Raw genomic sequence first — 26,384 nt, forward strand, 5'->3', positions numbered from 1 at the left:
GCTCAGACGGCGCCGCCCTGGCGCTTGCGTTCCATCCGGCGCAGGAATTCGCGCATCACGCGCAGGTACAGTTCGTCGCCGAGATAGGCATCTTCCACGCCGGCGTCGATCGAGGGGTTGTCGTTCACCTCGATCACCACCGGGCGGTTGCCGACCTGCTTGAGGTCGACGCCGTAGAGTCCGTCGCCGACCGGCTGGGTCGCCTTCAGCGCCAGCTTGACCACGGCCACCGGGGCGTCCTTCAACGCGATGGTCTCGAACCCGCCGGACTTTGCCGTGCCGGTGGCGCCGTGGTTGTAGATCTGCCAGTGGCCGCGCGACATGTAGTACTTGCAGGCGTAGATCGCCTCGCGGTTGAACACGCCGATGCGCCAGTCGAACTCGGTGTAGACGTATTCCTGCGCCAGCAGCAATGCGCTGTGCTGGAACAGGCCACTGGCCGCGTGCGCCAGCTCTTGCTCGTCCTCGACCTTGACCACGCCGCGCGAGAACGAGCCGTCCGGGATCTTCAGCACCAGCGGGAACCCGAGCCGCTCGACGACTTCCTTCATGCCCTTGCTGTCGTCGCGATAGAGGATCTCCGTGCGCGGCACCGCCAGTTTGCGCGAGACCATCAGGTCGTTGAGGTAGATCTTGTTGGTGCAACGCAGGATCGAGCTGGGGTCGTCGACCACCACCATGCCTTCCTTCTCGGCGCGGTGGGCGAAGCGGTAGGTGTGGTTGTCGCTGGCGGTGGTTTCGCGGATGAACAGGCCGTCGTACTCGGCCAGCCGCTGGTAGTCGTTCTTGCCGATCGGGTCGACCTCGATGCCCAGCTCCTTGCCGGCGCCGATGAATGCCTTCAGCGCGCGCTTGTTCGACGGCGGCATCTGCTCGGCCGGGTCGACCAGCATGGCCAGGTCGTAGCGGAACTGCTTGCGCGCGCGCGGCTTGCGCCACAGCTTGCGCGAGAAGCGGTCCAGTTCCTCGGCGAAGGCGTCCTCCTGCGCGTCGTCCAGCGAATGCAGGCCGACCGGCTTGATCGAGCTGACCTGCCACACGCGGTCGCGCTCGAACTCGATGCGCAGCAGCGGGCAGGGGAACATCTCGAACACCTGCCGGGCCAGGTCCTGCAGCGCCGGGTAGGCGGTCTCGCCGAAGTACACCAGGATGCCGAAGTCGGTGGTGTCGCGCCCGCCGGCAGGCAGGAAGTGGGTGAGCTTCTGGTTGAGGTCGTCGATGTCCAGGCCGTACAGCGAGCGCCGGCGCAGGTCGTTCACCGTGCGCACCGACGGCATCACCTTGTGCCCGCGCGCCTCGGCCAGCAACGACACGTAGTAGCCGGTGCCCAGGTACTTGTAGCTGCGGCACAGGTTGATCACGTGGGTGCGTTCGTCGTCGGCACCGACCGGCGTGCGCAGATAATCCATTGCGCTCATCACATCAACGGAGGGGTAATACGAGCTCCAGTCGGAGGCTTTCTCGACAACGACGACCAGGCGGGCCATGACACCTCTCGATCCCAAGTGGCATGCGCGGCCGGTCGCGCCCGGGGCGGGCGGCGGCGCAAAGTGCGCAGTCTGGCACAGCGCCGCGACGACACAAGGGATGGCACTGAAGGAGACGTAAATGCCCGCCCGCGCCAGCCTGTGCAGCGCCTGCTAGAGTCCGCGGGATTGCCCTGCCTGATGCCACGGATACCACCCTCGATGCCGTCTTTGCCCGTCACCGCACCGGCGCGCGTGCGCCGCGCGGATCTTTCCGATCTCGACGACCTGGTGACGCTGGAACAAAACGCGTTCGACGGCGACCGCCTGAGCCGGGCGCAATACCGCCGCCACCTGGACAGCGATTCGGCGCAAGTGCTGGTAGCCAGCGGCGGCCGCCACGATTTCTTCGGCAGCGCGGTGCTGTTTTTCCGCAAGCGCAGCCGGGTGGCGCGCGTGTATTCGCTGGCGACGCGACCCGAATCGCGCGGCCTGGGCATCGGCGCGGCGCTGCTGCAGGCGGCCGCGGCCGCCGCGCGACGGCGCGGTTGCGACCGGCTGCGGCTGGAGGTGCGTCCGGACAACGCCGCGGCGATCCGCCTGTACGAGCGCGCTGGCTTCCGCCGTTTCGGCGCGTATCGGCGTTACTACGAGGACGGCACCGACGCCTGGCGCTACGAGCAGGCGCTGGATTGATCGCGTCGCGCGTCAGCCGCCCAGCGGGTGGCGGATGCGCTGCTCAGTGGCGTCGTCCGCCCGCGCCACCAGCGCGCCGGTGCGCATCAGGTTCACCGTGTAGTGGCCGCCGTCGACCAGCGGCAGAAACGCGCCGCTGCCGTAGACCGTGTCGAGTTCCGGCAGCCACGCAGGGTGCGTCTTGCCCAGCTTGACCAGGTCGAACGCACCGGCCGGCTCGAAACTGATCACCGTGCGCGGCGCGGTCATTTCCTGCGCGGGATCGTCGTAGCGGCCGGAGAGCCGATCGAGCCGGTACAGCGGTGGCACGCCGGCCAGCAGCGCGGGCAGCTTCCACTTCAGCACGACCGCCTCGACGCGCCAGGCATCGCCGGCCAGTTCGACCTCGCGCGTGCTGCCGTCGGGCCAGGTCAGGTTGAGCGCCCAGCGCTGCGGCGACAGGATGCGCGCGTCGATCTCGACCACCGACGCCTCCTCGCCCAGCAGGTGGTAGCCACGCAGCGCGGCGCCGGTGCCGGCCAGCAACAGTGTGAGCGCAAACGCCGCCACGCACAGCAGCGCCCGCCAGCTGGCCGCTGCGCGACGACGCGCCTGCAGGTGCCGGCGCAGCATCACCAGCTGCGCGAGGGTGACCAGCGCGAACACCGCGGCCAGCACCAGCAGCACCGTCATCGGCATGCGCAGCAAGGCGCTCCAGTCCATCGCATCCACCCTCGTCGTCGCGCGGCACGCGCCGCCGCCCCATGATAGCCGGCGCACCGCGGGTGCCTCGCTATACTGGCCACTTGCTGAGGAACCCCGCCATGCGCCGATCCCTGTTGTTGCTGCCGCTCGCCCTCGTCGTCGCCCTGCTTGCCGGCTGCGGCAACAAGGGACCGCTGGTGCTGCCGCCGGCACGAACCGCGCCGCCGCCGACACCGGCCACCAGCGCACCGGCACCGGCGATGCCGGCCAGCGTGGCCGCGGATGCTTCCGGCGAGCACTGAGATGGCGCCGGCGCCACTGCGCTTTTCCAAGATGCACGGCAGCGGCAACGACTTCGTCGTGCTGGACTGCCGGCGGCAGGCGTTCGCGCTCGACGCGGTGCAGATCCGCGCGCTGGGTGATCGCCACACCGGCGTGGGCTTCGACCAGCTGCTCAGCGTGGAGCCGGCGCGCGATCCGTCGTGCGCGTTCTACTACGGCATCTGGAACACCGACGGCTCGCCGTCAGGCCAGTGCGGCAACGGCGTGCGCTGCGTGGCGGCGTGGTTGCATCGTGCCGGCGCGCTGGCGCTGGACCAGGCGGTGCGCATCGAGAGTCCGTCCGGCCCGGTGACGGTGCGCGTGCTCGCACCCGACCAAGTCACCGTAGACATGGGCGAGCCGATCTTCGAACCGGCGCGGATTCCGTTCGCGGCCGCGGCGACGGCCGCGCATTACCCGATCGAGGTCGGCGGCGACACGCTGGACATCGGCGCCGTCTCGATGGGCAATCCGCATGCGGTAGTGACGGTCGATGACCTGGCCGATCCCGCGCTGGAACGGCTCGGCCCGCTGCTGACCCGGCATCCGCGCTTCGCCGAAGGCGCCAACACCGGCTTCGTGCAGCGGCTGGACCGCAGCCACCTGCGCCTGCGCGTGCACGAGCGCGGCGCCGGCTGGACCCGCGCCTGCGGCACCGGGGCCTGCGCCGCGATGGCGGTGCTGCACCGGCGCGGCGAAGTGGATGAGCGCGTCGCGGTGGCGCTGCCCGGCGGCAGCCTGCGCATCGACTGGGCCGGCGCCGGCCATGCGCTCTGGATGACCGGCCCGGCGGCCTTCGTTTTCGAGGGCGAATGGGCGCTTCCCCGCGTCGAACCGCCGCCGGCCGGTTGAAGCCCGCGCGCGTCCATCGCACACTGCGGCAGGCAAGCCCCGCCCGCCCCGCTCCAGGATCTCCGCGCATGACCGCTACCCTGCTCGACGACGCCACCCAGGCCCGCGTGGTCGCCGCCTACCTGAAGCGGCACCCGGAATTCCTCAGCGAGTACCCCGAGCTTGCCGCCAAGCTGACCATGCCGCCGCGCGAGAGCGGCGGCGCGGTGGCCTCGCTGGCGGTCTACCAGATGCAGAGCTTGCGCGACAAGAACGCCGAGCTGGAGCGGCGGCTGGCCGAACTGGTCGAGATCGCCGCCGAGAACGAGAAGCTGATGGAGCGCGTGCACGGCCTGACCGTGGCGCTGCTGCGCGCCAGCACGATGGAGGTCACTGCACGCACGGTGATCGCACGGCTCAGCGCGGATTTCCACACCGAGCGCGTGAGCCTGCTGCTGTTCGGGGCCGAACCCAAGCTGCCGCGCGCCGACTGGCTGCAGCAGATCGCCGGCGGCGCGGCGGCGCTGCCCGAGTTCGCCGATTTCCTGCACAAGGGCGAGCCCAGCTCCGGCCGCCTGTCGGCCGACAAGCTGGCGCGGCTGTTCGGCGAGCACGCGACCGGACTGCAGTCGGTGGCGTTGATCCCGCTGGGCGACGCCGGCATGCTGGCCATCGGCAGCGCCGACCCGAACCGCTTCCAGCCGGGCATGGGCACGCTGTTCCTGAGGATGATCTCCGCCACCATCACCGCCGCGCTGGCGCGCTCGCGGGATGTCTCCTGAGCCGGTAGTGACCCCGGCCGGCCAAGTCGATGCCTGGCTGGCCCGCCTCGCCGGCGAACGCCACGCCTCGCCGCACACCGTCGCCGGCTATCGGCGCGACCTGGACAAGCTGCTGCGCTTCATGGCGGCAGGTCAGGTAGGCACCTTCGAAGCACTCGACGGCGCGCGCATGCGCGCGTTCATCGCCGGCGAACATCGCGCGGGGCTGGCGCCGAAGAGCCTGCAGCGCCTGCTCTCTTCCTGCCGCAGCCTGTTCCGCCAGCTCGGTCGCGAGGGCACGCTGAGCCACGATCCGCTGCTCGGCGTGCGCGGCCCCAAGGTGCGCCGCAAGCTGCCGCAGGTGCTCGACGTGGACGAGGCCACCGCGCTGGTGGAGACCGACAGCGGCGGCAAGCTCGCCGTGCGCGACCGCGCGATGCTGGAGCTGTTCTACTCCAGCGGCCTGCGCCTGTCCGAGCTGTGCGGCCTGCGCTGGCTCGACCTCAAGCTCGACGACGGCGAGGTGCGCGTGCTGGGCAAGGGCAGCAAGACGCGCATCGTGCCGGTCGGCCGCCACGCCGTGGCCGCGCTTCGTGCGCTCGGCGCCGAGCAGGGCATGCCGCCGGACGGCCCGGTATTCCGCGGCCGCGGCGGCGCGCCGATCCATCCACGCACGATTCAGTTGCGCATGAACACCCTCGCGCTGCAGCAGGGCATCCCGAAACACATCCATCCGCATCTGCTCAGGCACACCTTCGCCAGCCACATGCTGGAATCCTCCGGCGACCTGCGCGCGGTGCAGGAGCTGCTCGGCCACGCCGACATCGCCACCACCCAGATCTACACCCACCTGGATTTCCAGCATCTGTCCAAGGTGTACGACGCGGCGCATCCGCGGGCCAAAAGGAAGCCGTAGGAGCGCACCCTGTGCGCGATGCTCTTGCCGTCACCTGACGAAGAGCGGTCGCGCACGGGGTGCGCTCCTGCCGGCGGCGTGTTGAAGCCTTGCCCGACCACCCCCATGTCGTGCGCTCAACCCATGGAGCTTCATATGGAATCCTTCCACGCCACCACCATCGTCTGCGTGCGCCGCGACGGCCGCGTCGTGATCGGCAGCGACGGCCAGGTCACGCTGGGCAACACGGTGATGAAGGGCAACGCGCGCAAGGTGCGCCGGCTCGGCAAGACGGGCGAGGTGGTGGCCGGTTTCGCCGGCGCCACTGCCGACGCCTTCACCCTGTTCGAACTGTTCGAGCAGAAGCTCGAGAAGCACAACAACAACCTCACCCGCGCCGCGGTGGAAATGGCCAAGGAATGGCGCACCGACCGCCGCTTCGGCCGACTGGAGGCGATGCTGGCGGTAGCCGACAAGGAAACCTCGCTGCTGATCTCCGGCAACGGCGACGTGGTGGAACCCGAGCACGGGCTGATCGCGATCGGCTCTGGCGGCCCGTTCGCCCAGTCCGCCGCGATGGCCCTGCTGGAAAACACCGACCTGGACGCCCGCACCATCGTCGAGAAGGCGCTGAAGATCGCCGGCGACATCTGCATCTACACGAACCACAACGTGTCGATCGAGGAGCTGGGAATGGGGAATGGGGAATAGGGAATAGACAAGCCCGACATTCCCGCAAGCCCACGCTCTTCCCATTCCCTATTCCCCATTCCCTATTCCCTGCGAAGCCAGCCCATGTCCGAACTCACCCCCCGCGAAATCGTCAACGAACTCGACCGCTACATCATCGGCCAGCACGACGCCAAGCGTGCGGTGGCGGTAGCGCTGCGCAGCCGCTGGCGACGCATGCAGTTGCCGGTGGAGATGCGCAACGAGATCACCCCGAAGAACATCCTGATGATCGGGCCCACCGGCGTGGGCAAGACCGAGATCGCGCGGCGGCTGGCGACGCTGGCGAACGCGCCGTTCGTGAAGGTCGAGGCGACCAAGTTCACCGAGGTGGGCTACGTCGGCAAGGACGTCGAGTCGATCATCCGCGACCTGGCCGACGGCGCCTACAAGCTGACCCGCGAGCAGGCGATCAAACGCGTGCGTTCACAGGCCGAGGACCGCGCCGAGGATCGCATCCTCGATGCGCTGCTGCCGCGCCGGCAGTCCCCGCCGACCGACTGGAGCCACGACGCACCGGCCGCTCCCGCCATCGACAGCGACACCCGCCAGAAGCTGCGCAAACAGCTGCGCGAGGGCGCGCTGGACGAGCGCGAGATCGAGCTGGATTTCGCCATGAACGTGGGCGTGGAGATCATGTCGCCACCGGGCATGGAGGAGATGGGCGCGCAACTGCGCCAGATGTTCCAGAACCTGGGCGGCGCCAAGACCCAGACCCGCAAGCTCGCGATCAAGGCGGCCCGCCCGCTGCTGATCGACGAGGAGGCCGGCAAGCTGCTCAACGACGAGGAGATCCGCGCCCAGGCGATGGAGAACGCCGAGCAAAACGGCATCGTCTTCATCGACGAGATCGACAAGGTGGCCCAGCGCAGCGACCACGGCCACGCCGGGGTCAGCCGCGAGGGCGTCCAGCGCGACCTGCTGCCGCTGGTGGAAGGCTCCACCGTCTCGACCAAGTACGGCCCGATCAAGACCGACCACATGCTGTTCATCGCCTCCGGCGCGTTCTCGCTGGCCAAGCCCTCGGACCTGATCCCCGAGCTGCAGGGCCGCCTGCCGATCCGGGTCGAGCTCTCCGCGCTCAGCGTGGACGACTTCAAGCGGATCCTGCGCGAGCCGAACAACGCGCTGACCAAGCAGTACGTGGCACTGCTCGGCACCGAGGGCGTCACCATCGAGTTCGCCGACTCCGGCATCGACCGCCTGGCCGAGGTGGCGTTCCAGGTGAACGAGCGCACCGAGAACATCGGCGCCCGCCGGCTGCACACCGTGATGGAGCGTCTGCTGGAAAAAATCTCCTTCGAAGCTGCGGATAAGTCCGGCGAAAAATACAAGATCGACGCCCAACATGTAGACAACTCCCTCGCCAACCTGGTTCGTGACGAGGATCTCAGCCGCTACATCCTGTAAAGCCGGCAGATCACCCCGATCTGCTAAAATGGACACCGTGAACAACGTTATCGAACTGAAAAACACCGGCCAGCGCGCCCAGTTGCGCGAGGCGCAACAGAAACAGACGCTGATCCGGTTGTGGCGTGAAGACCTCGAACACGGCAGCTTCTGCGGTTACGTGGGCGGGGTGGGGCGGGAGTTCTTCCTGCTCTGGGTGGTCGGCGACGGCATCACCTACGACGGCATGTACGTGATGCGGCACCGCGACATCTCCGAGCTCGAAGCACCCGACAAGCACCATGCCTTCTTCGAGAAGGCGCTGGCGCTCAAGCACATCCTGCCGCGGATGCCGCGCGGCTTCCCGCTGGACAGCATCCGCGAGGTAGTCCAGGCCGCCGGCGCCCAGGCACCGGTGATCGGCGTGCACGTGGACAGCGAGGACGAGTCCGAGGTCTGCTACATCGGCCGGCTGGTCAGCGTCGAGGACGACGGCTTCTACATGCAGGAACTCAGCCCGGACGCGGAGTGGATGCGCGAGGTCTCGTTCTTCAGCTGGGACGAGGTCTCCACCATCAGCATGGAAGACAGCTACGCCCAATCCCTGCTGGCTGTGGCCGGCCCCGCCCCGGCCCTGCTGCCCGGCGACGCCAGCGGCCTCGGTCGCGCGCCCTCGCCCTGAACCCCTCCTCCCGTAGGAGCCCGCTTGCGGGCGATGCCTTTTTGGCCGGGAATCGGGAATCGCAAAAGCATTAAGAGCATCGCCCGCGGGCGGGCTCCTTATGTGTCGATTCTCCTCGGAGGTTGGGGGAGAATCGCCGACTGATCATCGGTGGGAACGGGGAGACGCCGTCGGGCTCCTCTGGCTTCGCGCCTGCGCCGTAGATTCGCGCCCCCGTTCCGTTTTATCTGCCGCAAGCTGCAACGGTATCTTAGGCCCGCCCCTGGCGTGAGCCTGCACGTGTAAGGATCGGCTTGGCGGATCTTCGATGGTCGGACACCTGAACCGAACGAGGATTGGCTGATGACAGAATCCATGGTTGGCATCGACGTGGCCAAGGCAACCTTTGACGTGGCCGCGCCGCTGGAACCGAAGGGCAAGTACCGCACCAAAGCGAAGTTGCCGAACACGCCCGCCGGCTTCACCTTGCTGAGCGACTGGCTGGATCGCCACGTGCCGGGAGCGGCGGTGTGCATGGAAGCGACGGGCGTGTATCACGAAGCATTGGCCACTTTCCTGGTCGAGCGCGGCGTGACCGTTTACGTGGCCAACCCGGCCCAGGTCGCCGCCTATGCCAAGAGCGAGTTGTCGAGGACCAAGACCGATCATGCCGATGCCAAGCTGATCGCCCGCTTTGCGATGGCGCAGTTGCAGGTAGGCACCACCTTGCGGCCGTGGGTGCCGCCCACGCCCGCCCAGCGCAAACTGCGCGCCCTGATCCACCGGCTGAACGATCTGGAGGGCATGCGCCAGATGGAACGCAACCGACTGGACGTCAGCGATCAGGCGGTGCGCGGCTCCATCGCCGACGTGATGGAGACATTGGACGCCCAGATCGCAGAGCTGAAGAAGGAAATCGACAACCACATCGACTCGGATCCGGACTTACGCCGCGATGCCGGCCTGCTGACCTCCATTCCGGGGATTGGCGAGCTGACGGCGGCCTTCATGTTGGGCTGTGCGGGCGACCTGCGCCGGTTCGACGACCCGCGCAAGCTCGATGCCTTCGCCGGCATGAATCCCGCCATCCGCGAGTCGGGCAAGTGGGTCGGTCAAAGCCGCCTGTCCAAGCTCGGTCACGCCTTGTTGCGCGCCAAGCTCTACATGCCGGCGATGACGGCGATCCGCCACAACGTCGCCGTGCGCGCCTTGTTCGATCGACTGGTCGCTCGCGGCAAGCCACGCAAACTGGCGCTGGGTGCCGCCATGCGCAAGCTGCTCCACCTCGCTTGGGGGGTTATCCGCTCAGGTAAGAATTTCGACCCCAGCATCGCGCTTGCCTGACGGACGGCAAGACGGTATCTACGGGGTCGCGGTCGCACCCAACTCGTCGCGCCAACGGGTAAGCTTTCGGATTCATCCTGAAAGCCCGTCCGCCGTGGAGCACGCATGAGCCGCATCGTCGTCGTCGGCAGCATCAACATGGACCTGGTCACCCAGGCGCCGCGCTTCGTCGGCCCCGGCGAGACCATCCTCGGCAAACGCTTCCTTACCGTGCCCGGCGGCAAGGGCGCCAACCAGGCGGTTGCTGCCGCGCGGCTGGGCGCCGAGGTCGCCCTGGTCGGCGCGCTCGGCCGCGACGCCTTCGGCGACCAGCTGCACGCCGGCCTCGCCGCCGAACACGTCGACCTGACCCACGTCGCGCGCCTCGACGACAGCGCCAGCGGCACCGCCTCGATCACCGTCGCCGGCGGCGAGAACCAGATCATCGTGGTGCCCGCCGCCAACACTCGCGTCACGCCCGCCCACGTCGAAGCCGCGCGTTCGCTGCTCGAACGGGCCGACGCCGTGCTGGTGCAGATGGAAATCCCGCTGGAAACCGTCGAAGCCACCGTGCGCCTGGGCCACCGCCTCGGGGTGCCGGTGATCCTCAATCCTGCCCCCGCGCAAAAACTGCCCACCGACTGGCTCAAACTCGCCCGCTACGTCACCCCGAACCAGCACGAGCTGGCGATCCTGCTCGGCGCCGATCCCACCGAAGACTTCAAGGCGCTGATGCAACGCGCCCCATGCCCGGTCGTGCTCACCCGCGGCGGCGAAGGCGCCTGGTATCGCGAACAGGGCGAACCGCTGCACCAGCCCGGCTTCAAGGTCGACGTGGTCGACAGCACCGGCGCCGGAGACACCTTCAACGCGACGCTGGCGGTATTCCTGAAAGAAGGCCTGGCCGCAGCGGTACGCAAGGCCTGCGCGGCCGCCGCGCTGTCGGTGACGAAGCTGGGCGCGCAGGGCGGCATGCCCACCGGGCGCGAGCTGGACAGGTTCCTCGCGTAGCGGCGCCGACGGGCTATTTGCCGATGCAGAACGAACTGAAGATCGCGCCGAGCAGGTCGTCGCTGCTGTAGTGGCCGGTGATTTCGCCCAGCGCGTGCTGGGCCTGGCGCAATTCCTCGGCAGCGAGTTCGCCGGCGCGGGTGGTGGCAAGGATGGCGGCGGTGCGATCGAGATGGTCACGCACGGACTGGAGGGCGAGCACGTGGCGGCGTCTGGCGCTGAAGGCGCCTTCGCCGCTGCCGGCGCCGGCGACGTGCTTGAGGTGGTCGCGCAGGAGATCGAGGCCGTCGCCGGTTCTGGCAGAGGCCCATAGCCAGTAGACGCTTTCGCGCCATTCGTCATGCGCGGCGAGGCCGTCGCGGTCGATCTTGTTGACCAGCACGATGCGCTCTACCTGGGACGGCAACGCGGCGAAGAAGGCGAGGTCGGCGCCGGCGTGCGCGGCGGCGGTGACCAGCAGGGCAACGTCGGCGCGTTGCAGTTCGCCGTGGGCGCGGCGCACGCCTTCGCGTTCGACTTCGTCTTCCGTATCGCGCAGGCCGGCGGTGTCGGCCAGTTCCAGCACGATGCCGTCGAGGCTCAGGCTTTCGCGCAGCACGTCGCGGGTGGTGCCGGCGATCGGGGTGACGATGGCACGGTCGCTGCCGGCCAGCGCGTTGAGCAGGCTGGATTTGCCGGCGTTGGGGCGGCCGATGATGGCCACCTTGAGTCCGTCGTTGAGGCGCACGCCGCGTTGCGCTTCACGCAGCAGGTCGGCCAGTTCGCGGCGCAGCTTGGCGAGTTGCGCGGTGATGGCGGGGTCGGCGAGGAAGTCGATTTCCTCTTCGGGGAAATCAATCGCCGCCTCGACGTGCACGCGCAGCGCGATCAGCGCTTGCAGCAGCGCGCCGACCTTGCGCGAGAACACGCCTTCCATCGATTGCAGCGCTGCCCGCGCACCGGCCTGCGAGCGGGCAGCGATCAGGTCGGCGACGGCTTCGGCCTGGGCCAGGTCGAGCTTGCCGTTGAGGAATGCGCGTTCGGTGAACTCGCCTGGGCGCGCCAGTCGCGCGCCAAGTTCGCAGCAGCGGCGCAGCAATGCGTCCAGCAGCACGGCGCTGCCATGGCCCTGCAGCTCCAGCACAGGTTCGCCGGTGTAGGAGGCGGGGGCGGGAAAGTAGAGCAGCAATCCGCGGTCGATCAGTTCGCCGGCGCCATCGCGAAACGCGGCGAAGTGGGCATGGCGAGGTTGCGGTGCGCGGCCGAGCAGGGTTTGCGCGATGGCTGGCGCGGCGGGACCGGAGACGCGCAACACGCCGACGCCGGCCGCGCCGGGGGCGCTGGCGATGGCGGCGATGGTGTCGGTGGTCTCGGTGGTCTCGGTGGTCATGGGACGAACTTTACAGGGCGGTTTCGGGTTTGAACGGGGGGTGCGATGTCCTTCGACTTCGCCGCTGCGCGACTACGCTCAGGACGAACGGTTTGGGGAGTAAAGACGATCTCCCTGAGCGTAGCCGCGCAGCGGCGGAGTCGAAGGGTCCGCGACGTCAGCAACCAGAAACGAAACAGCCGCGGCGGGGCAACCGTCGCGGCTGTGTGTCGTCCATTCGGCGATGGGTCAGGCCGCCTTGGCCTTGGGTTCGCCTTCGCGATCGATGTGGTGGGTCACCCACCACTGCTGGCCCAGCCCGACCAGGCCGTTGACCGCGTAGTACAGGCACAGGCCGGCGGGGAAGAAGGCGAACATCACGGTGAACAGCAACGGCATCACCTTCATCATCTTCGCCTGGGTCGGGTCCATGCCCGCGGCGACGGGGTTCAGCCACTGCGTGCCGAGCATCACGATGGCGTAGATGATCGGCAGGATGTACCACGGATCGGGCGCGCTGAGGTCGGGAATCCACAGGAACGGCGCGTGGCGCAGCTCCAGGCTGTACTCGAGCACGAAGAACAGGCCGTAGAACACCGGCAGCGTGATCAGCACCGGCAGGCAGCCGCCCATCGGGTTGACCTTCTCCTTCTTGTACAGCTCCATGGTGGCCTGCTGCATCTTCTGGCGGTCGTCGCCGTAACGCTCCTTCAGCGCCTGCAGTCGCGGCGTCAGCTTGCGCATGCGCGCGCTGGAGCGGTACTGCATCGCGGTGAGCTTCCAGGTCAGGCCCTTGATCAGCAGCACCAGCAGGATGATCGCCACGCCCCAGTTCCTGGTGATCGCGTGGAACTGCGACAGGATCCAGTGCATCGGCACGGCGATGGCCTTGAACATGCCGTAGTCGATGGTGAGGTCGAGCCCGGGAGCGATCGCATCGAGCGTGCCCTGCCGGTTCGGGCCCACGTACAACCGCGCTTCGGTGGTCAGGCTCTGCCCGGCGGCCACGTTCAGCGTCGGGCTCATCGTGCGGATCAGGTAGCGCGGGTGGGCGCTGTCCGGATCGATGGTCTGGGTGACGTAGTGGTTGGTCTGGCTGGCCGGCGGAATCCACGCGGTGACGAAGTACAGGCGCAGCATCGCCGCCCAGCCGCCCTTGATCTCGCTGTCGAGCGCGTCTTTCTTCTCGCCGAAATCCTTGAAGCCGAGCTTCTCGAACTTCTCGCCGGTGTACCAGGCCGCACCGATGAAGCTGCGCTGCTCGGGATCGGTGTAATGGCTGAACCAGCTGGACGGTTTGGGCGGCGCGATCCGCTGCAGTTGCTGGTAGGCGTTGCCCTGCCACGGCGTGTTGCCGCCGTTGTCGATGCGCTGGCTCAGGCCCACCACGTAGCTGCCGCGTTTGAAGGTGTAGGTCTTGGTGACCGCCAGGCCGGCGGCGTCGCGCCAGGTCAGCGCGACCTGGAGTTCGTCCTGGCCCGGCGCCAGGGTGTAGCTGGTCTTCTCGCTGTGGAACAGCGCCAGATGGTTGGGCTGGTCGGCCGGCGCGGTGTCGCTGCTGCTGACCAGGCCGTTCTGCGCCACGAAGTAATGCGTGGGGCTGTTGTCCAGCAGCACGACGGGCGGCGGGGTGGGGTTCTTGTGGGTCGGCGCCTGCTGCGGGTAGGCCAGCAGTTCGGCGTGCACCAGGCTGCCGCCGCGGGTATCGATCGTGAGGTGCAGGACGTCGGTGTCGACCGTGATCAGCTGCGCGCTCGCGGGTGCCGATGGCTCATGGGTAGCGACGGTTGCCGCCGTGCTCGAAGGCGCGGCGCTCGACGCGACCGCCATCGCGGCGGGAACGCTGCCGTCCGCCGACGTCGGGACGGCCTGGCTGGCGGTGGCTGCAGGGGTCGGCGCCGGCTTGGGTGCGTGGTCGTTTTCCCAGGCCATGAACAGCAAATAGGCCACGGCCAGCAGGGCAAACAGGAGGAAGTTGCGCGTTTGATTCATCGCGTAGCAGATCCGGGTAACGCCACGACTCGAGGGTCTCGCCGCGGAAGCTTGGAAAAAGGTCAGCGCTCGATTGTGGGGGGACCGTCGATTCGCTTCAATGGTTCGGCCGGGTCAGCCGCGCGGGCCGGCAGCTTTTGCCACAGGGCTTCCAGCTCGCCCAGCAACTCCGGCCCGGGCACGCCGGCGGCCTGTTCGCGCGCCATCACCATCAGGTCGATCGCGGGGAGGCGGTGGCGCACGCGCCGGAACGACTCGCGCACCAGACGCTTGATCCGGTTGCGCTCCACTGCGCGCTTGGACACCCGCTTGGAAATGGCCAGGCCCAGCCGCGCGCCGCCCAGCTCGTTGTCGCGATAGCGCAAATGAAAACAGCGGCCGCCTGCGCGTCCGCTGCTGTTTCGCAAGGCGGCGAATTCACCGGGCCGACGCAGCCGCGCCTCGCGCGGCAGACCGGCGCTGGACATCACGCCGCGCCCGATTACGGGATCAGGCGCTTGCGGCCCTTGGCGCGACGGGCGTTGATCACCTTGCGGCCGTCGGCGGTGGCCATGCGTGCGCGAAAACCGTGGGTACGGGCGCGCTTGAGCTTGCTGGGCTGGAAGGTCCGCTTCATGGGTTGCTCCGAAGGGAATGTGAGTAAAAGGTTGGAGAGTATGTCCGGTCGGGGCCGCGGCTGTCAAATCGCGCCAGCTCGCGCCTTGCGCGACGCGGCGACGGCGCCGGTCCGGCACCGCGGGGGCTGCTGCTAGACTAGCCCATCACCCTGCGCGCAAGCGCCCCAAGTCGTGGTTGATCGAATTCATGAGTGATCTGTGGCGGCGCTGCCTTGAGCGTCTGGAAGGCGATCTGAGCGCCGAAGACCTGCACACCTGGCTGATGCCGCTGCAGGCGCGTGACGATGCCGACGGCTTGCAGCTGTTCGCCCCCAATTCCTACACGCTGGACACGGTGCGCCAGCGCTACCTGGCGCAAATCGAGCAGGTACTGGGGCAGCTGGCTGGCCGCGCCATGCCGGTGCGGCTGGAGGTGGGTTCCAGTGTACGTCGGGCGGAGCCGGCCAAATCGGCGGCAGCCACGCCCACCCGGCCCGCCCCTGCGGCGGCGACGCAGGCGTTCCACCACAATCTCGACCCGCATTACACCTTCGAAACCTTCGTCGAGGGCAAGTCCAACCAGCTCGGCAAGGCCGCCGCGATGCAGGTGGCCACCAACCCGGGGCGCGCGTACAACCCGCTGCTGCTGTATGGCGGCACCGGCCTGGGCAAGACCCACCTGATGCACGCCGCCGGCAACCTGATGCTGGAGCGCAACCCGGGTTGCAAGGTGATGTGCCTGAACTCGGAGCAGTTCGTCGGCTCGATGATCGAGGCCTTGCGCGCCAAGAGCATGGACGAGTTCAAGCGCCGCTTCCGTTCGGTCGACGCGCTGCTGATCGACGACATCCAGTTCTTCGCGGGCAAGGACACCACGCAGGAGGAATTCTTCCACACCTTCAACGCGTTGTTCGAGTCCAAGCAGCAGATCATCCTCACCTGCGACCGTTATCCCAAGGAAGTGGACAAGCTGGAGCCGCGCCTGAAGTCGCGCCTGGGCTGGGGCCTGAGCGTGGCGATCGAACCGCCGGATTTCGAGACGCGCGCGGCAATCTTGCTGTCCAAGGCACACGACAAGAGCGTGGCCATGGACGAGAGCGTGGCGATGCTGCTGGCCAAGCGCATCCGCTCCAACGTGCGCGACCTGGAAGGCGCGCTCAACACTCTGGCGGCGCGTGCCAACTTCTACGGGCGGCCGATCACCACCGATTTTGCCGAGGAGACCCTGCGCGACCTGCTGGCCACGCACGCCCAGGCGGTCACCATCGCCAACATCCAGAAGATCACCGCCGAATACTTCAACGTGCGCCTGCAGGACCTGCTCTCCAAGCGGCGCGTGCGCTCGCTGGCGCGGCCGCGGCAGATCGCGATGACCTTGTCCAAGGAACTGACCGAGCACAGCCTGCCCGAGATCGGCGAGGCGTTCGGCGGGCGCGACCACACCACGGTGATGCACGCCTGCAAGACGATCCGCAAGTTCCTCGAAACCGACGTGCGCATGCGCCAGGACTGGGAACAGTTGATCCGCACGCTCACCGGTTGACGCGCGCGTGGGCGGGCCTGCGCGCCGGGAATGCGCGAGAATGCGGGGCAAGTTGGGGCCAAGCTGTGGATAATGGGTGGATGAATGGACCTGCCAGGTTATCCACAAGTCATGCACTGCCTGGCCGGCCTGCACTGCACACAGAAAATAGATCGTAACAAGTTGATTTTGCGGACAAAAAACGACAAAGACCGGTTCTCCACAAGTACAACAACAGCCACTACACTTCTTTTCAAAAGAAAGAACAGCAGGTAAAGGGAAGCCCACCATGCAATTCAGCATCCAACGTGAAGCTCTGCTCAAGCCGCTGCAACAGGTAGTGGGTGTGGTCGAACGGCGCCAGACGCTGCCGGTACTGGCCAACTTGCTGTTCAAGGTGGCGGACGGTCAGGTCTCGCTTACCGGTACCGACCTGGAAGTCGAGATGATCGCGGTCACCGAGGCGGAGAAGCTCGCAGACGGCGAGATCACCATCCCGGCCCGAAAGCTGTTCGACATCGTGCGCGCATTGCCCGACGGCGCCCATATCGAGCTGAAGTTGAACGGTGACCGCGTGGCACTGCACGCCGGACGCAGCCGGTTCACGCTGACGACGCTGCCGGCCAGCGAATTTCCCACGGTGGATCAGATCGAGGTGGTCGAGAAGGTCAACCTGCCGGAGGAGGTGCTGCGCGACCTGATGGAGCGCACGGCGTTCGCCATGGCCAACCAGGACGTGCGCTACTACCTCAACGGCATGCTGCTGGACCTGCAGGAACACAGCCTGCGCTGCGTGGCCACCGACGGCCATCGCCTGGCGATGAAGCAGACCGAGCTGCAGAGCTCGGTGAGCACCCGCCGCCAGATCATCATCCCGCGCAAGGGCGTCAACGAGCTGATCGGCCTGCTGGAAGGCGGTGACGGCGAGGTGGAGCTGGAGTTCGGCCGCAACCATCTGCGCGTGCGCCGGGGCAATGTCACCTTCACGTCGAAGCTGATCGACGGTCGTTTCCCGGATTACGAGGCGGTGATTCCGCTGGGTGCGGACAAGACCGCCACGCTGGACCGCGAGGTACTCCGCGGGGCGCTGCAGCGCGCGGCGATCCTGTCGAACGAGAAGTATCGCGGCGTGCGGCTGGAGCTGTCGCCGGGCAAGCTGCGCATCGTGGCGCACAACCCGGAGCAGGAAGAAGCCGTGGAGGAGGTCGAGGCCGACACCCATGTCTCCGACCTGGCGGTGGGCTTCAACGTGGGTTACCTGCTCGATGCCCTCGCGGCCCTGCGCGGCGACAAGGCGCGCTTGAGCCTGCGCGATGCGCAGTCCAGTTGCCTGGTGCAGGAGCACGACAACGAGCAGGCGCGCCATGTGATCATGCCGCTGCGGCTCTGACGCGGCTCTCGTGGTCGTTGCGATCAGGCGTCGTCACCAGCAGCGCCGGGGTCTCCGCAGGGAGCCCCGGCGTTGTCGTCTGGGGTGTCGGTCCGCATGAGGCTGGAACAGTTGCGTATCTGCGGCTTGCGCTGCCTGACCGATGTCAGCCTGGCGCTGGACCCGGCAATCAACGTGTTCATCGGCGACAACGGTGCCGGCAAGACCAGCGTGCTGGAGGCCGCTTTTCTGCTTTCGCACGCACGCTCGTTTCGTTCCGGCGCGCGCGAGGCGCTGGTGCAGCGGGGCATGGCGCAACTGGCCTTGTTTGCCGAGGTGCGCCACCGCGATGAGTCTGATGTCGAACGCTTGGGGCTGGGGCGTTCGGGCGCGCGCTGGGAGGCGCGTATCAACGGCGAGGCCGCGTCGATCGGCGAGCTGGTGCAGGCCTGCGCGGTGGTCTGCTTCGAGCCTGGCTCACATGCGCTGATCGCCGGCCCGGCCGAGGAGCGTCGGCGCTATCTCGATTGGGGCGTGTTCCACGTGGAACAGGATTTCCTGGCGCTGTGGCGTCGCTGCCAGCGCGCGCTGAAGCAGCGCAACAGCTTGCTGCGCGCGGGAGTGACGCCGTCGGATGACCTGTGCGAACCGTGGGAACGGGAGCTTTCGCAGGCCGCAGAACGCATCGACCTGCAGCGCCGCGCTTACCTGGACCGCTTGCGACCTTGCCTCGAAGTCAGCATGGCGGCCTTGCTGCCGGAGTTGGGCGCGATGGAACTGCGCTACCGCCGTGGCTGGTCGGACGAGCTGCCGCTTGCCGATCAATTGGCGACGCAGCGCGGCCGGGATCAGGCGCGGGGGCACACCAGCCTGGGTCCACACCGCGCCGATTGGACGCTTTCTTTCGAACGGGCCCCGCTGCGCGAGCACCTGTCGCGCGGCCAGGAGAAGCTCGCTGCGCTGGCCTGCGTATTGGCGCAAGCTACCCTGTATGCACAGGAACATGGCGACTGGCCGGTGGTGTGCCTGGACGACCTTGCCTCCGAGCTGGACCAGTCGCACCAGGCGGCTGTGGTGGCCGAACTGCAGGACGTCCACGCCCAGGTGCTGCTGACCGGCACCGAATTGCCGCCGGCATTGCAGGCGACCTCCGCTCGCGTGTTCCACGTGGAACAAGGCCAGATAGCGCGCCTGCTATAATCGAAGGGTTGCACCTTTCGCAGGTTGCATAACCCTTGCCCGGCCGATCACGGCGCCGCGTCGGGCCGGGTCGCTGGCGCCAGGAAACGACCTTCGCATGAACGAACCCCTCAACGAATCCCACTACGATTCGAGCAACATCAAGGTACTCAAGGGCCTCGAGGCGGTGCGCAAGCGCCCCGGCATGTACATCGGCGATACCGATGACGGCACCGGCCTGCACCACATGGTGTTTGAGGTCGTCGACAACTCGATCGACGAAGCCCTGGCCGGCTACTGCGACAGGGTCGTGGTCATGATCCACGAGGATGGTTCGGTCAGCGTCGCCGACAACGGTCGTGGCATCCCGGTCGACATGCACCCGGAGGAGCACCGCTCCACCGCCGAGGTGGTGATGACGGTGCTGCATGCCGGCGGCAAGTTCGACGCCAACTCCTACAAGGTCTCCGGCGGCCTGCACGGCGTGGGCGTTTCTGTGGTGAACGCGCTCAGCGATCACCTGTGGCTGACCATCCACCGCGACGGCCATGAATACCTGCAGGAATACTCGCTCGGCGAGCCGCTGTTCCCGCTGAAGGAGGTCGGCCCGTCGGACAAGCGCGGCACTGCCGTTCGTTTTCTGCCCAGCCCGGCCACCTTCACCAGCAACATCGACTTCCACTACGAGATCCTCGCCAAGCGCCTGCGCGAGCTGGCCTTCCTCAACTCCGGCGTCACCATCGAGCTGAAAGACGAGCGCGGGGAAGGGCGCTCGGACACGTTTGCGTACGAGGGCGGCATCCGCTCCTTCGTGCAGCACCTGTCCCAGATGAAGACCCCGCTGCACCCGAACGTGATCAGCCTGACCGCGGAGCAGGACGGCATCGTGGTGGAGGTGGCGATGCAGTGGACCGACTCGTACAACGAGACGATGTTCTGCTTCACCAACAACATCCCGCAGCGCGACGGCGGCACCCACCTCACCGGCTTCCGCGCCGCGCTGACCCGCTCGCTGCAGAACTACATCGAGAAGGAAGGCCTGGCCAAGAACGCCAAGGTCGCCCTGTCCGGCGACGACATGCGCGAGGGCATGATCGCGGTACTGTCGGTCAAGGTGCCCGACCCGAAGTTCTCCTCGCAGACCAAGGACAAGCTGGTCTCCTCCGAGGTCAAGACGGTGGTGGAGCAGGTCGTCAACGAGAAGCTCGGCGAATTCCTGCTGGAGCACCCGAACGAAGCCAAGGCGATCGCCTCCAAGGTGGTCGACGCCGCCCGTGCCCGGGAAGCCGCCCGCAAGGCGCGCGAGATGACCCGGCGCAAGGGCGCGCTGGACATCGCCGGCCTGCCCGGCAAGCTGGCCGACTGCCAGGAGAAGGATCCGGCGCTGTGCGAGCTGTTCCTGGTCGAGGGTGATTCCGCCGGCGGTTCGGCCAAGCAGGGCCGCAATCGCAGGACCCAGGCGGTGCTGCCGCTCAAGGGCAAGATCCTCAACGTCGAGAAGGCACGCTTCGACCGCATGCTCGCCTCGGCCGAGGTAGGCACCCTGATCACCGCGCTCGGTACCGGCATCGGCAAGGACGAGTACAACCCCGACAAGCTGCGCTATCACCGCATCATCCTGATGACCGATGCCGACGTCGACGGCTCGCACATCCGCACCCTGCTGCTGACCTTCTTCTACCGCCAGATGCCCGAGCTGATCGAGCGCGGCCACATCTACATCGGCCTGCCCCCGCTGTACAAGGTGAAGCAGGGCAAGCAGGAGCTGTACATCAAGGACGACACTGCGCTGAACGACTACCTGATCTCCAGCGCGGTGGACAACGCTGCGCTGGAGTACAGCCCCGAGGCGCCGCCCATCACCGGCGAGGCGCTGGAAAAGCTGCTGCGCGGCTACCAGAGCGCGCTGGACCAGATCGCCCGACTGGCACATCGTTTCGACCCCGCGGTGCTCACCGCGATGCTGGAGCATCCGCCGCTGGTGCCGGCGCTGTGGGCCGATGCCGAGGCCATGCAGGGATGGCTGGACGCCGTGACGCTCAAGCTCAGCGCGAGCGGGCTGGGCAAGCCGCATTACACGTTGCGCCTGCGACCGGCACACGCCGCCGCCGCCGGCGCGGCGCAGCCGGCGGCCATCGAGGTGATCCGCGAGCAGCATGGGCTCAGCCACACCTGGTTCCTGCCGCAGCCGTTCTTCGGCAGCGCCGAGTTCCGTCCGATCCTGGCGATCAGCCAGCAGATCGCCGGCCTGGTCCAGCCCGATGCAGTGGTGCGCCGGGGCAATGCTTCGCGCGGCATCCTCCGCTTCGTCGACGCCCGCAACTGGTTGCTGGAGGAGGCCAAGAAGGGGCGCAGCATCCAGCGCTTCAAGGGCCTGGGCGAAATGAACCCGGAGCAGCTGTGGGATACCACGGTCAACCCGGAAACCCGCCGCATGCTGCAGGTCGGCATCGAGGATGCGATCGTCGCCGACCAGATGTTCTCCATGTTGATGGGCGAGGCGGTCGAGCCGCGGCGTGATTTCATCGAGGCCAACGCGCTCAAGGTTGCCAACCTGGATATCTGACGAGGCACCACCGGCGCCTGCCGTGACGTGGCAGGCGCCGGCAGCCGGTGATCGCCGACCGCCGCTGAGCAAGGCTGGGGGCGCGGCCTTCGGCGACACTTTGTTTGTGTCTAACCTGTTGATCTGAAAAGATCTTTTATGCCGCAGCGCAACTTGTTATCCGGGCCCGGATAGGGTTACGCTGCAAGACCCGCCTGTTTGCGTCGACACGTACCGGCCTTGCGATGAGGAACCCCATGAAACAGCTTCGAAGCTTCACTCTGCTGGCCACCGCGGCCTTGCTGCTTGGTCTGCTCGCCAGCCCGGCATGGGCCCGGAAGCAGCACGACGACAAGTCCAAGCAGACGAGCGAGTACCCCGACAGTACGCGCACCGCGCCGAAGCTCGACCTCACCAAGACGCAGGACCAGAAGCAGCTGCAGGAAGGTTTCGATGCCCTCAACAAGGGCGATGCCGCCACGGCCGAGGCGACCCTGCAGAAGCTGCTCGACGACAGCAAGAGCAAGTACGCCCAGGCCATGGCGCTGCGCGGGCTGGCCGTGCTCAAGTACAACGCGCAGGATTTCAAGGCCGCGATCGGCCTGCTGCAACGCGCCCTGGACAACGGCGTGCTGCCAAACGACGACTACTTCGCCATGCAGTACATGATGGCTGTCGCGCAGCAAGCCGACGGGCAGTACCAGGCCTCGCTGGACACCCTCAAGAAGTGGCGAGCCGAGGGCAAGAAGGAAACTGCCGAATCGTATGCCGTCGAAAGCAACGACCTGTATCGTCTGGAGAAGTACCCGGAAGCCATCGCGGCCGTAAAGAAGGCCAAATCGCTGACCGACAAGCCCGAGCCGCAGTGGGACCAGATCCTGATGGCAAGCTATGCCGCCAGCGGGCAGAACGACCAGCTGGTGCAGATGGCGCAGGACAACCTCGCCGCGCATCCGGATGACCCGAAGGTCGTCGAGGCCGCCATCCAGGCGCTCCAGCAGGCGGGGAAATACCCCGAGGCGATCAAGGTCATGGAAGATGCCCGTGCCAAGGGCCTGCTCGGCAACGAAGCGGACTACGTGCTGCTGGCTTCGCTGTACTACAACCAGGCGCTGTCCAGCGACGAACCCAAGCCGATGGCGGACAAGGCGATCGCCGTCATCAAGGAAGGCATGAGCAAGCAGATCATGCAGCCCAGCGCGGAGAACTACGTGCTGCTGGGCAAGGCCGACTACGTGGCCGGCGACATCCCGGCGGCCACGCAGGCGTTGCAGAAGGCGCTGCCGCTGGCCACCGACGGCGAGCCCGCGCTGCAGATCGCCAACATCGAACTGACCAACAACCATTACGCCAAGGCCAAGACGATGGTCAACCAGGCCATCAGCAAGGGCGTGAAGCACATGGGCAACGCCTACCTGGTGCTGGCCGAGTGCGAGCGGGGCCTGAACAACAAGGCTGCGCGCGTCGCCGCATTGAAGAAGGCCGCGCAGGAACCGGAAAGCGCTGACCGGGCCAACGAATTGCTCAAGAAACTGGGAGCTGCAGGCAAGTAGCCATCCGGTATGGCGCTGGCGAAGGTGGACGTCCATTTCACGCCCCGCCAGCGCTATACAAAAGCCATGGCGTGTTGTAACGTTGAAAACCTTTCACTGCGCATTGTTTCAGCAAACCCGTGGCGGGTTCCGTCAGGTCCAACCAGACGGCTCCCGACAGGTCACTGCGGCGATGCGATCCCCCGATTGATCAGCTTCCAGATAGTGACAGATGGCCTCTAGTAACGAAGAAACCGGGCGTTTTAGTTGGAAGCGGACCTGGGCATTGGCAGTGGCCATCGGGCTGCACGCATTTGCCTTCCTGCTGATCGTGGCGCCGATGGCGCCGCCCAATCAGAACCACAAGGAAAAGGAAAAGATCGTCCAGGTCAGCTTCATCGAGCCGCCGCCGCCGCCGCCGCCACCGCCGCCGCCGCCGCCGGAGCCGCCGAAGCAGCCGCCGCCGAAGATCATCCAGCAGGTCAATCCGCCGCCGACCCCGCCGCCGCCGACCCCACCGCCGCCGGTGACCGAGGTTTCCGCCAATGCCGTGCAGGCGCCGCCACCGGCGCCACCCGCGCCGCCGGCGCCGCCACCGGATATCGCGGCCGGTTCGGACCTGAGCTACGGCACCCGTCCGAGTCCGCCGTATCCGCCGATGGCTGCCCGTCAGCGCCACGAGGGTACGGTGACCTTGCTGATCCTGGTTGGCCTGGACGGATCGCCAAAGTCCGTCGAGGTGGAAAAATCCAGCGGCTATCGCGAGCTGGATCGGGCGGCCAAGGACTGGGTCATGCGCCACTGGAAGTTCAATCCAGAGGTGAAGGCCGGCAAGAAAGTGGAGGGCTATGCTCGTGTCCCCATCAACTTCAATCTCAGTGGCTAGAGATAACCACTTCAACCCGCCGTAATCGGGCGACAATCGATTACGGTCACAGTTCACGCTTGACTTTTCTAGGGTAGCGTTATGTTCCTTCAGACTCCTGCTGCAACCGGCAACACCAACGCCGAAGCCATGAAACAGATGGGCTTCGAGAACCTGATGCAGAACTTCGACTGGCTCGGCTGGGTGGTCTTCGTGACCCTGGTCGCGATGTCGTTCCTGTCTTGGTACTTCATCATCGCCAACGGCATTCGCAATGCCACCGTGAAGGCACGGGCGGACAAGGTCATCGACGGTTTCTGGGGCAATGGCTCGACCCAGGACGCCATCCGTGAGCTGGAAGCGCAGCCCAAGAGCGAGCCGTTCTCCAAGATCGCGCTGGAAGCCGCTTCGGCGATGGCGCACCACCAGCAGAGCACTACCGGCACCGCCGGTCGCCTGGCGGAATCGCTGAGCCGCTCGGAGTTCATCGACCGCGCCCTGCGCCAGGCCGTGGCTCGCGAGAGCATGCGTCTGGAAGGCGGCATGACCCTGCTCGCCACGGTGGGCTCGGCCGCGCCGTTCGTCGGTCTGCTCGGTACCGTGTGGGGCATCTACCACGCCCTGATCGGCATCGCCGCCACCGGCAACGCCTCGATGAACGCGGTGGCCGGTCCGGTGGGTGAGGCGCTGATCATGACCGCCTTCGGTCTGTTCGCGGCCATCCCGGCGCTGTTCGCGTACAACTTCTTCAACCGCTCGAACCGCGTGGTCTACGCCCGCTTCGACGAGTTCGCGAACGACCTGCATGACTTCTTTGCAACCGGTTCGCGCATCGAAAGCACGAAGTGAGGGATTGACCCATGGCCGTAAGCCTAGGTGGTGATTCCACGGGCCCGATGTCGGAGATCAACGTCACGCCGCTGGTCGACGTGATGTTGGTGCTGCTGATCATCTTCATGATCACGGCTCCCCTGATGTCGCACTCGGTCACGATCGATTTGCCCATCGCCAACCCGAATGCCAAGACGCCTGATCCGAAGACGCCGCCGATCGACCTGGCGATCAAGGTCGATGGCAGTCTGTACCTCAACGATCAGCCGGTGACCGATGCGGAACTGCGCGCCAAGCTGCTGGTGGAAGCGCAGCTCACGCCGCAGCCCCAGCTGCAGATCCGTGCCGATCGCGAAGTGCAGTTCATGGTGGTGAAGAAGATCATCAGCGATGCGAAGGGTTCGGGCATGGTGCATGTCGCCTTCATGACCACCGACGCACCGAAGGGATAATTCGAGATGGCGATTTCAACCAAAAGCAGCGGCGGTGCGATGGCGGAGATCAACGTCACGCCGTTGGTCGACGTGTTGCTCGTGCTGCTGATCATCTTCATGATCACGGCGCCGATCCTGGCGCACAAGATCGAGGTCGATCTGCCGCAGCCGAACAAGGATGTGATCCCGCCCTCCAATCCGCCCAGCCCGATCAATCTGAAGATCGATCAGAGTGGCGCGTTCTACTGGAATGGCACGCCGGTCGACGAGCTGGGCCTGAAGGCGCAGCTGGCGGTGATCGGCCAGCAGTCGCTGCCGAACCAGCCGGAGATCCAGATCGCCGCCGATGACCACGTGGCCTACGAGTATGTGGCGCGGGTGCTGGCCGACGCCAAGAGCTACAACCTGGTGAAGATCGGCTTCAACGAAGCACGCTGAGCTCGGCGCAAAACGATCCAGGCAAGAGCCCCGCTTCGGCGGGGCCTTTGTTTTCAGAGCTCGGCACCGCGCCGTACCCCGGGAGGTGCCCGCTTGAGCGACGGGTCGCTTGCGGGAAGCGCTTGCCGGGCACGTCCGCCACTGCTCAGCGCAGGATCTGCAGGTAGTGGCGCACGGTGGTGGCCAGTCCTTCGTACAGGGCCTCGCCGATCAGGGCGTGGCCGATCGAGACCTCGGCGAGGCCGGGGATCGCGGCCTTGAAGGTGCCGAGGTTGGCCTGGCTGAGATCATGTCCGGCGTTGACCGCCAGGCCGGCCTGCTGGGCGCGGCGGGCGGTGTCGGCACATGCCGCCAGCGCCGCCGCAGGGTCGCCATCGGCGAAGGCCTCCGCATACGGGCCGGTGTAGATCTCGATGCGCTGTACGCCGATGGCCGCGGCCAGCTCGAAATCGCCGCTGCCCGCGTCGACGAACAGGCTGACCCGGCAGCCCAATGCATTCAGCTCATCGACCAGCGGCCTCAGGCGGGTGGTGTCCTGGCGCAGGTTGAAGCCATGGTCCGAGGTGATCTGGCCGTCGCTGTCCGGCACCAGGGTTACCTGGGTCGGGCGGACCAGGCGCGCGAGTTCGATCAAGCCGGGGTAATCGCCGCGCGGACCCGCGAACGGGTTGCCCTCGATGTTGTACTCGACCCGCCCGCGCAGCATCGCGGCCAGCGCACGGACGTCATCGGGCCGCACATGGCGCTGGTCCGGGCGCGGATGCACGGTGATGCCGCCGCAACCGGCCTCGATGCAGGTCTGCGCGGCATGGCAGATGTCGGGGCTGCGGCCGCCGCGCGAGTTGCGCAGGACAGCGATCTTGTTGAGGTTGACGCTGAGCAGGGTCATCGCGGAAACCACTCCGGGGCGGGAAGAATCGGCTGGCTGGCCCGGCAGCACGCCATGCCGACGGGTGACAGTGCACC

At 66.9% G+C, this 26,384-nt stretch carries 26 protein-coding genes; 19 read left to right on the plus strand and 7 right to left on the minus strand.

Annotated elements, in window-relative coordinates; all coding sequences use genetic code 11:
- Positions 1-2 precede the first annotated feature (2 nt).
- Positions 3-1,487, minus strand: coding sequence for a RimK family protein (locus tag ACVCMC_RS13625; protein ID WP_395120778.1), 1,485 nt, complete (start codon positions 1,485-1,487; stop codon positions 3-5).
- 201 nt (positions 1,488-1,688) lie between these two features.
- Between ACVCMC_RS13625 and ACVCMC_RS13630 the strand changes: the two genes are divergently transcribed.
- Positions 1,689-2,162: a GNAT family N-acetyltransferase gene (locus tag ACVCMC_RS13630; RefSeq protein WP_447097685.1), complete on the plus strand. Its 474-nt coding sequence runs from the start codon at positions 1,689-1,691 to the stop codon at positions 2,160-2,162.
- A 12-nt stretch (positions 2,163-2,174) separates the two neighbouring features.
- Here ACVCMC_RS13630 and ACVCMC_RS13635 read toward each other — a convergent pair whose 3' ends face one another.
- Complete coding sequence (locus tag ACVCMC_RS13635) at positions 2,175-2,864, minus strand: hypothetical protein (protein ID WP_395120776.1); 690 nt, start codon at positions 2,862-2,864, stop codon at positions 2,175-2,177.
- Between the two features lie 101 nt (positions 2,865-2,965).
- Here ACVCMC_RS13635 and lptM point away from each other — a divergent pair, with 101 nt between their 5' ends.
- The 9 genes from lptM (at position 2,966) to rbsK (ending at position 10,767) form a co-directional block, all read left to right on the plus strand.
- Entirely contained in the window at positions 2,966-3,148 is a 183-nt protein-coding gene (gene lptM, locus ACVCMC_RS13640) for an LPS translocon maturation chaperone LptM (protein WP_395120775.1), read from the plus strand.
- A gap of 1 nt (position 3,149) precedes the next feature.
- Positions 3,150-4,019: a diaminopimelate epimerase gene (gene dapF, locus ACVCMC_RS13645; protein ID WP_447097686.1), complete on the plus strand. Its 870-nt coding sequence runs from the start codon at positions 3,150-3,152 to the stop codon at positions 4,017-4,019.
- Positions 4,020-4,087: 68 nt separating this feature from the next.
- Positions 4,088-4,780, plus strand: a complete 693-nt coding sequence (locus ACVCMC_RS13650) for a DUF484 family protein (RefSeq protein ID WP_395120773.1) — start codon at positions 4,088-4,090, stop codon at positions 4,778-4,780.
- Positions 4,781-4,787: 7 nt separating this feature from the next.
- Positions 4,788-5,675 (plus strand): tyrosine recombinase XerC, encoded by an 888-nt coding sequence (locus ACVCMC_RS13655; protein WP_447099503.1) that lies wholly within the window; start codon positions 4,788-4,790, stop codon positions 5,673-5,675.
- Positions 5,676-5,810: 135 nt separating this feature from the next.
- The gene (gene hslV / locus ACVCMC_RS13660) at positions 5,811-6,365 is read left to right on the plus strand and encodes an ATP-dependent protease subunit HslV (RefSeq protein WP_447097687.1); all 555 of its coding nucleotides are present in this window, start codon (positions 5,811-5,813) and stop codon (positions 6,363-6,365) included.
- An 84-nt stretch (positions 6,366-6,449) separates the two neighbouring features.
- Entirely contained in the window at positions 6,450-7,793 is a 1,344-nt protein-coding gene (gene hslU, locus ACVCMC_RS13665; RefSeq protein WP_447097688.1) for an ATP-dependent protease ATPase subunit HslU, read from the plus strand.
- 28 nt (positions 7,794-7,821) lie between these two features.
- Positions 7,822-8,454, plus strand: coding sequence for a hypothetical protein (locus ACVCMC_RS13670; protein WP_447097689.1), 633 nt, complete (start codon positions 7,822-7,824; stop codon positions 8,452-8,454).
- Between the two features lie 342 nt (positions 8,455-8,796).
- Positions 8,797-9,777 (plus strand): IS110 family transposase, encoded by a 981-nt coding sequence (locus ACVCMC_RS13675; protein ID WP_447097690.1) that lies wholly within the window; start codon positions 8,797-8,799, stop codon positions 9,775-9,777.
- A 105-nt stretch (positions 9,778-9,882) separates the two neighbouring features.
- Positions 9,883-10,767: a ribokinase gene (rbsK, locus tag ACVCMC_RS13680; protein WP_447097691.1), complete on the plus strand. Its 885-nt coding sequence runs from the start codon at positions 9,883-9,885 to the stop codon at positions 10,765-10,767.
- 13 nt (positions 10,768-10,780) lie between these two features.
- On the opposite strand, the gene mnmE is transcribed toward rbsK, so the two are convergent.
- The 4 genes from mnmE to rpmH form a co-directional block, all read right to left on the minus strand.
- Entirely contained in the window at positions 10,781-12,136 is a 1,356-nt protein-coding gene (gene mnmE / locus ACVCMC_RS13685; RefSeq protein ID WP_447097692.1) for a tRNA uridine-5-carboxymethylaminomethyl(34) synthesis GTPase MnmE, read from the minus strand.
- 228 nt (positions 12,137-12,364) lie between these two features.
- Complete coding sequence (gene yidC / locus ACVCMC_RS13690; protein WP_447097693.1) at positions 12,365-14,107, minus strand: membrane protein insertase YidC; 1,743 nt, start codon at positions 14,105-14,107, stop codon at positions 12,365-12,367.
- Positions 14,108-14,169: 62 nt separating this feature from the next.
- Positions 14,170-14,574: a ribonuclease P protein component gene (rnpA, locus tag ACVCMC_RS13695; RefSeq protein ID WP_395120766.1), complete on the minus strand. Its 405-nt coding sequence runs from the start codon at positions 14,572-14,574 to the stop codon at positions 14,170-14,172.
- Between the two features lie 14 nt (positions 14,575-14,588).
- On the minus strand, positions 14,589-14,723 hold the full coding sequence (rpmH, locus tag ACVCMC_RS13700; RefSeq protein ID WP_007809828.1) for a 50S ribosomal protein L34: 135 nt from the start codon (positions 14,721-14,723) through the stop codon (positions 14,589-14,591).
- A 188-nt stretch (positions 14,724-14,911) separates the two neighbouring features.
- On the opposite strand from rpmH, the gene dnaA reads away from it, so the two are divergent.
- From dnaA to ACVCMC_RS13745, 9 genes are all read left to right on the plus strand, one after another.
- On the plus strand, positions 14,912-16,246 hold the full coding sequence (dnaA, locus tag ACVCMC_RS13705; RefSeq protein ID WP_395120765.1) for a chromosomal replication initiator protein DnaA: 1,335 nt from the start codon (positions 14,912-14,914) through the stop codon (positions 16,244-16,246).
- A gap of 268 nt (positions 16,247-16,514) precedes the next feature.
- A complete protein-coding gene (gene dnaN, locus ACVCMC_RS13710) occupies positions 16,515-17,615 on the plus strand; it encodes a DNA polymerase III subunit beta (RefSeq protein ID WP_395120764.1) in 1,101 nt (366 codons plus the stop codon).
- A 96-nt stretch (positions 17,616-17,711) separates the two neighbouring features.
- A complete protein-coding gene (gene recF, locus ACVCMC_RS13715; protein WP_447097694.1) occupies positions 17,712-18,794 on the plus strand; it encodes a DNA replication/repair protein RecF in 1,083 nt (360 codons plus the stop codon).
- A gap of 97 nt (positions 18,795-18,891) precedes the next feature.
- Entirely contained in the window at positions 18,892-21,339 is a 2,448-nt protein-coding gene (gyrB, locus tag ACVCMC_RS13720; RefSeq protein WP_447097695.1) for a DNA topoisomerase (ATP-hydrolyzing) subunit B, read from the plus strand.
- 236 nt (positions 21,340-21,575) lie between these two features.
- Positions 21,576-22,871, plus strand: a complete 1,296-nt coding sequence (locus tag ACVCMC_RS13725; RefSeq protein ID WP_447097696.1) for a tetratricopeptide repeat protein — start codon at positions 21,576-21,578, stop codon at positions 22,869-22,871.
- Positions 22,872-23,082: 211 nt separating this feature from the next.
- A complete protein-coding gene (locus tag ACVCMC_RS13730) occupies positions 23,083-23,736 on the plus strand; it encodes an energy transducer TonB (RefSeq protein ID WP_447097697.1) in 654 nt (217 codons plus the stop codon).
- An 81-nt stretch (positions 23,737-23,817) separates the two neighbouring features.
- Complete coding sequence (locus ACVCMC_RS13735) at positions 23,818-24,564, plus strand: MotA/TolQ/ExbB proton channel family protein (protein WP_395120759.1); 747 nt, start codon at positions 23,818-23,820, stop codon at positions 24,562-24,564.
- Positions 24,565-24,575: 11 nt separating this feature from the next.
- Positions 24,576-24,998, plus strand: a complete 423-nt coding sequence (locus tag ACVCMC_RS13740) for an ExbD/TolR family protein (protein ID WP_395120758.1) — start codon at positions 24,576-24,578, stop codon at positions 24,996-24,998.
- A gap of 6 nt (positions 24,999-25,004) precedes the next feature.
- On the plus strand, positions 25,005-25,418 hold the full coding sequence (locus tag ACVCMC_RS13745; protein WP_395120757.1) for an ExbD/TolR family protein: 414 nt from the start codon (positions 25,005-25,007) through the stop codon (positions 25,416-25,418).
- Positions 25,419-25,563: 145 nt separating this feature from the next.
- Here the strand turns inward: ACVCMC_RS13745 and ACVCMC_RS13750 are convergent, their stop codons facing one another.
- A complete protein-coding gene (locus ACVCMC_RS13750) occupies positions 25,564-26,307 on the minus strand; it encodes a pyridoxine 5'-phosphate synthase (protein WP_447097698.1) in 744 nt (247 codons plus the stop codon).
- Between the last annotated feature and the right edge of the window lie 77 nt (positions 26,308-26,384).

It is taken from the genome of Rhodanobacter sp. UC4452_H20, from assembly GCF_052978205.1.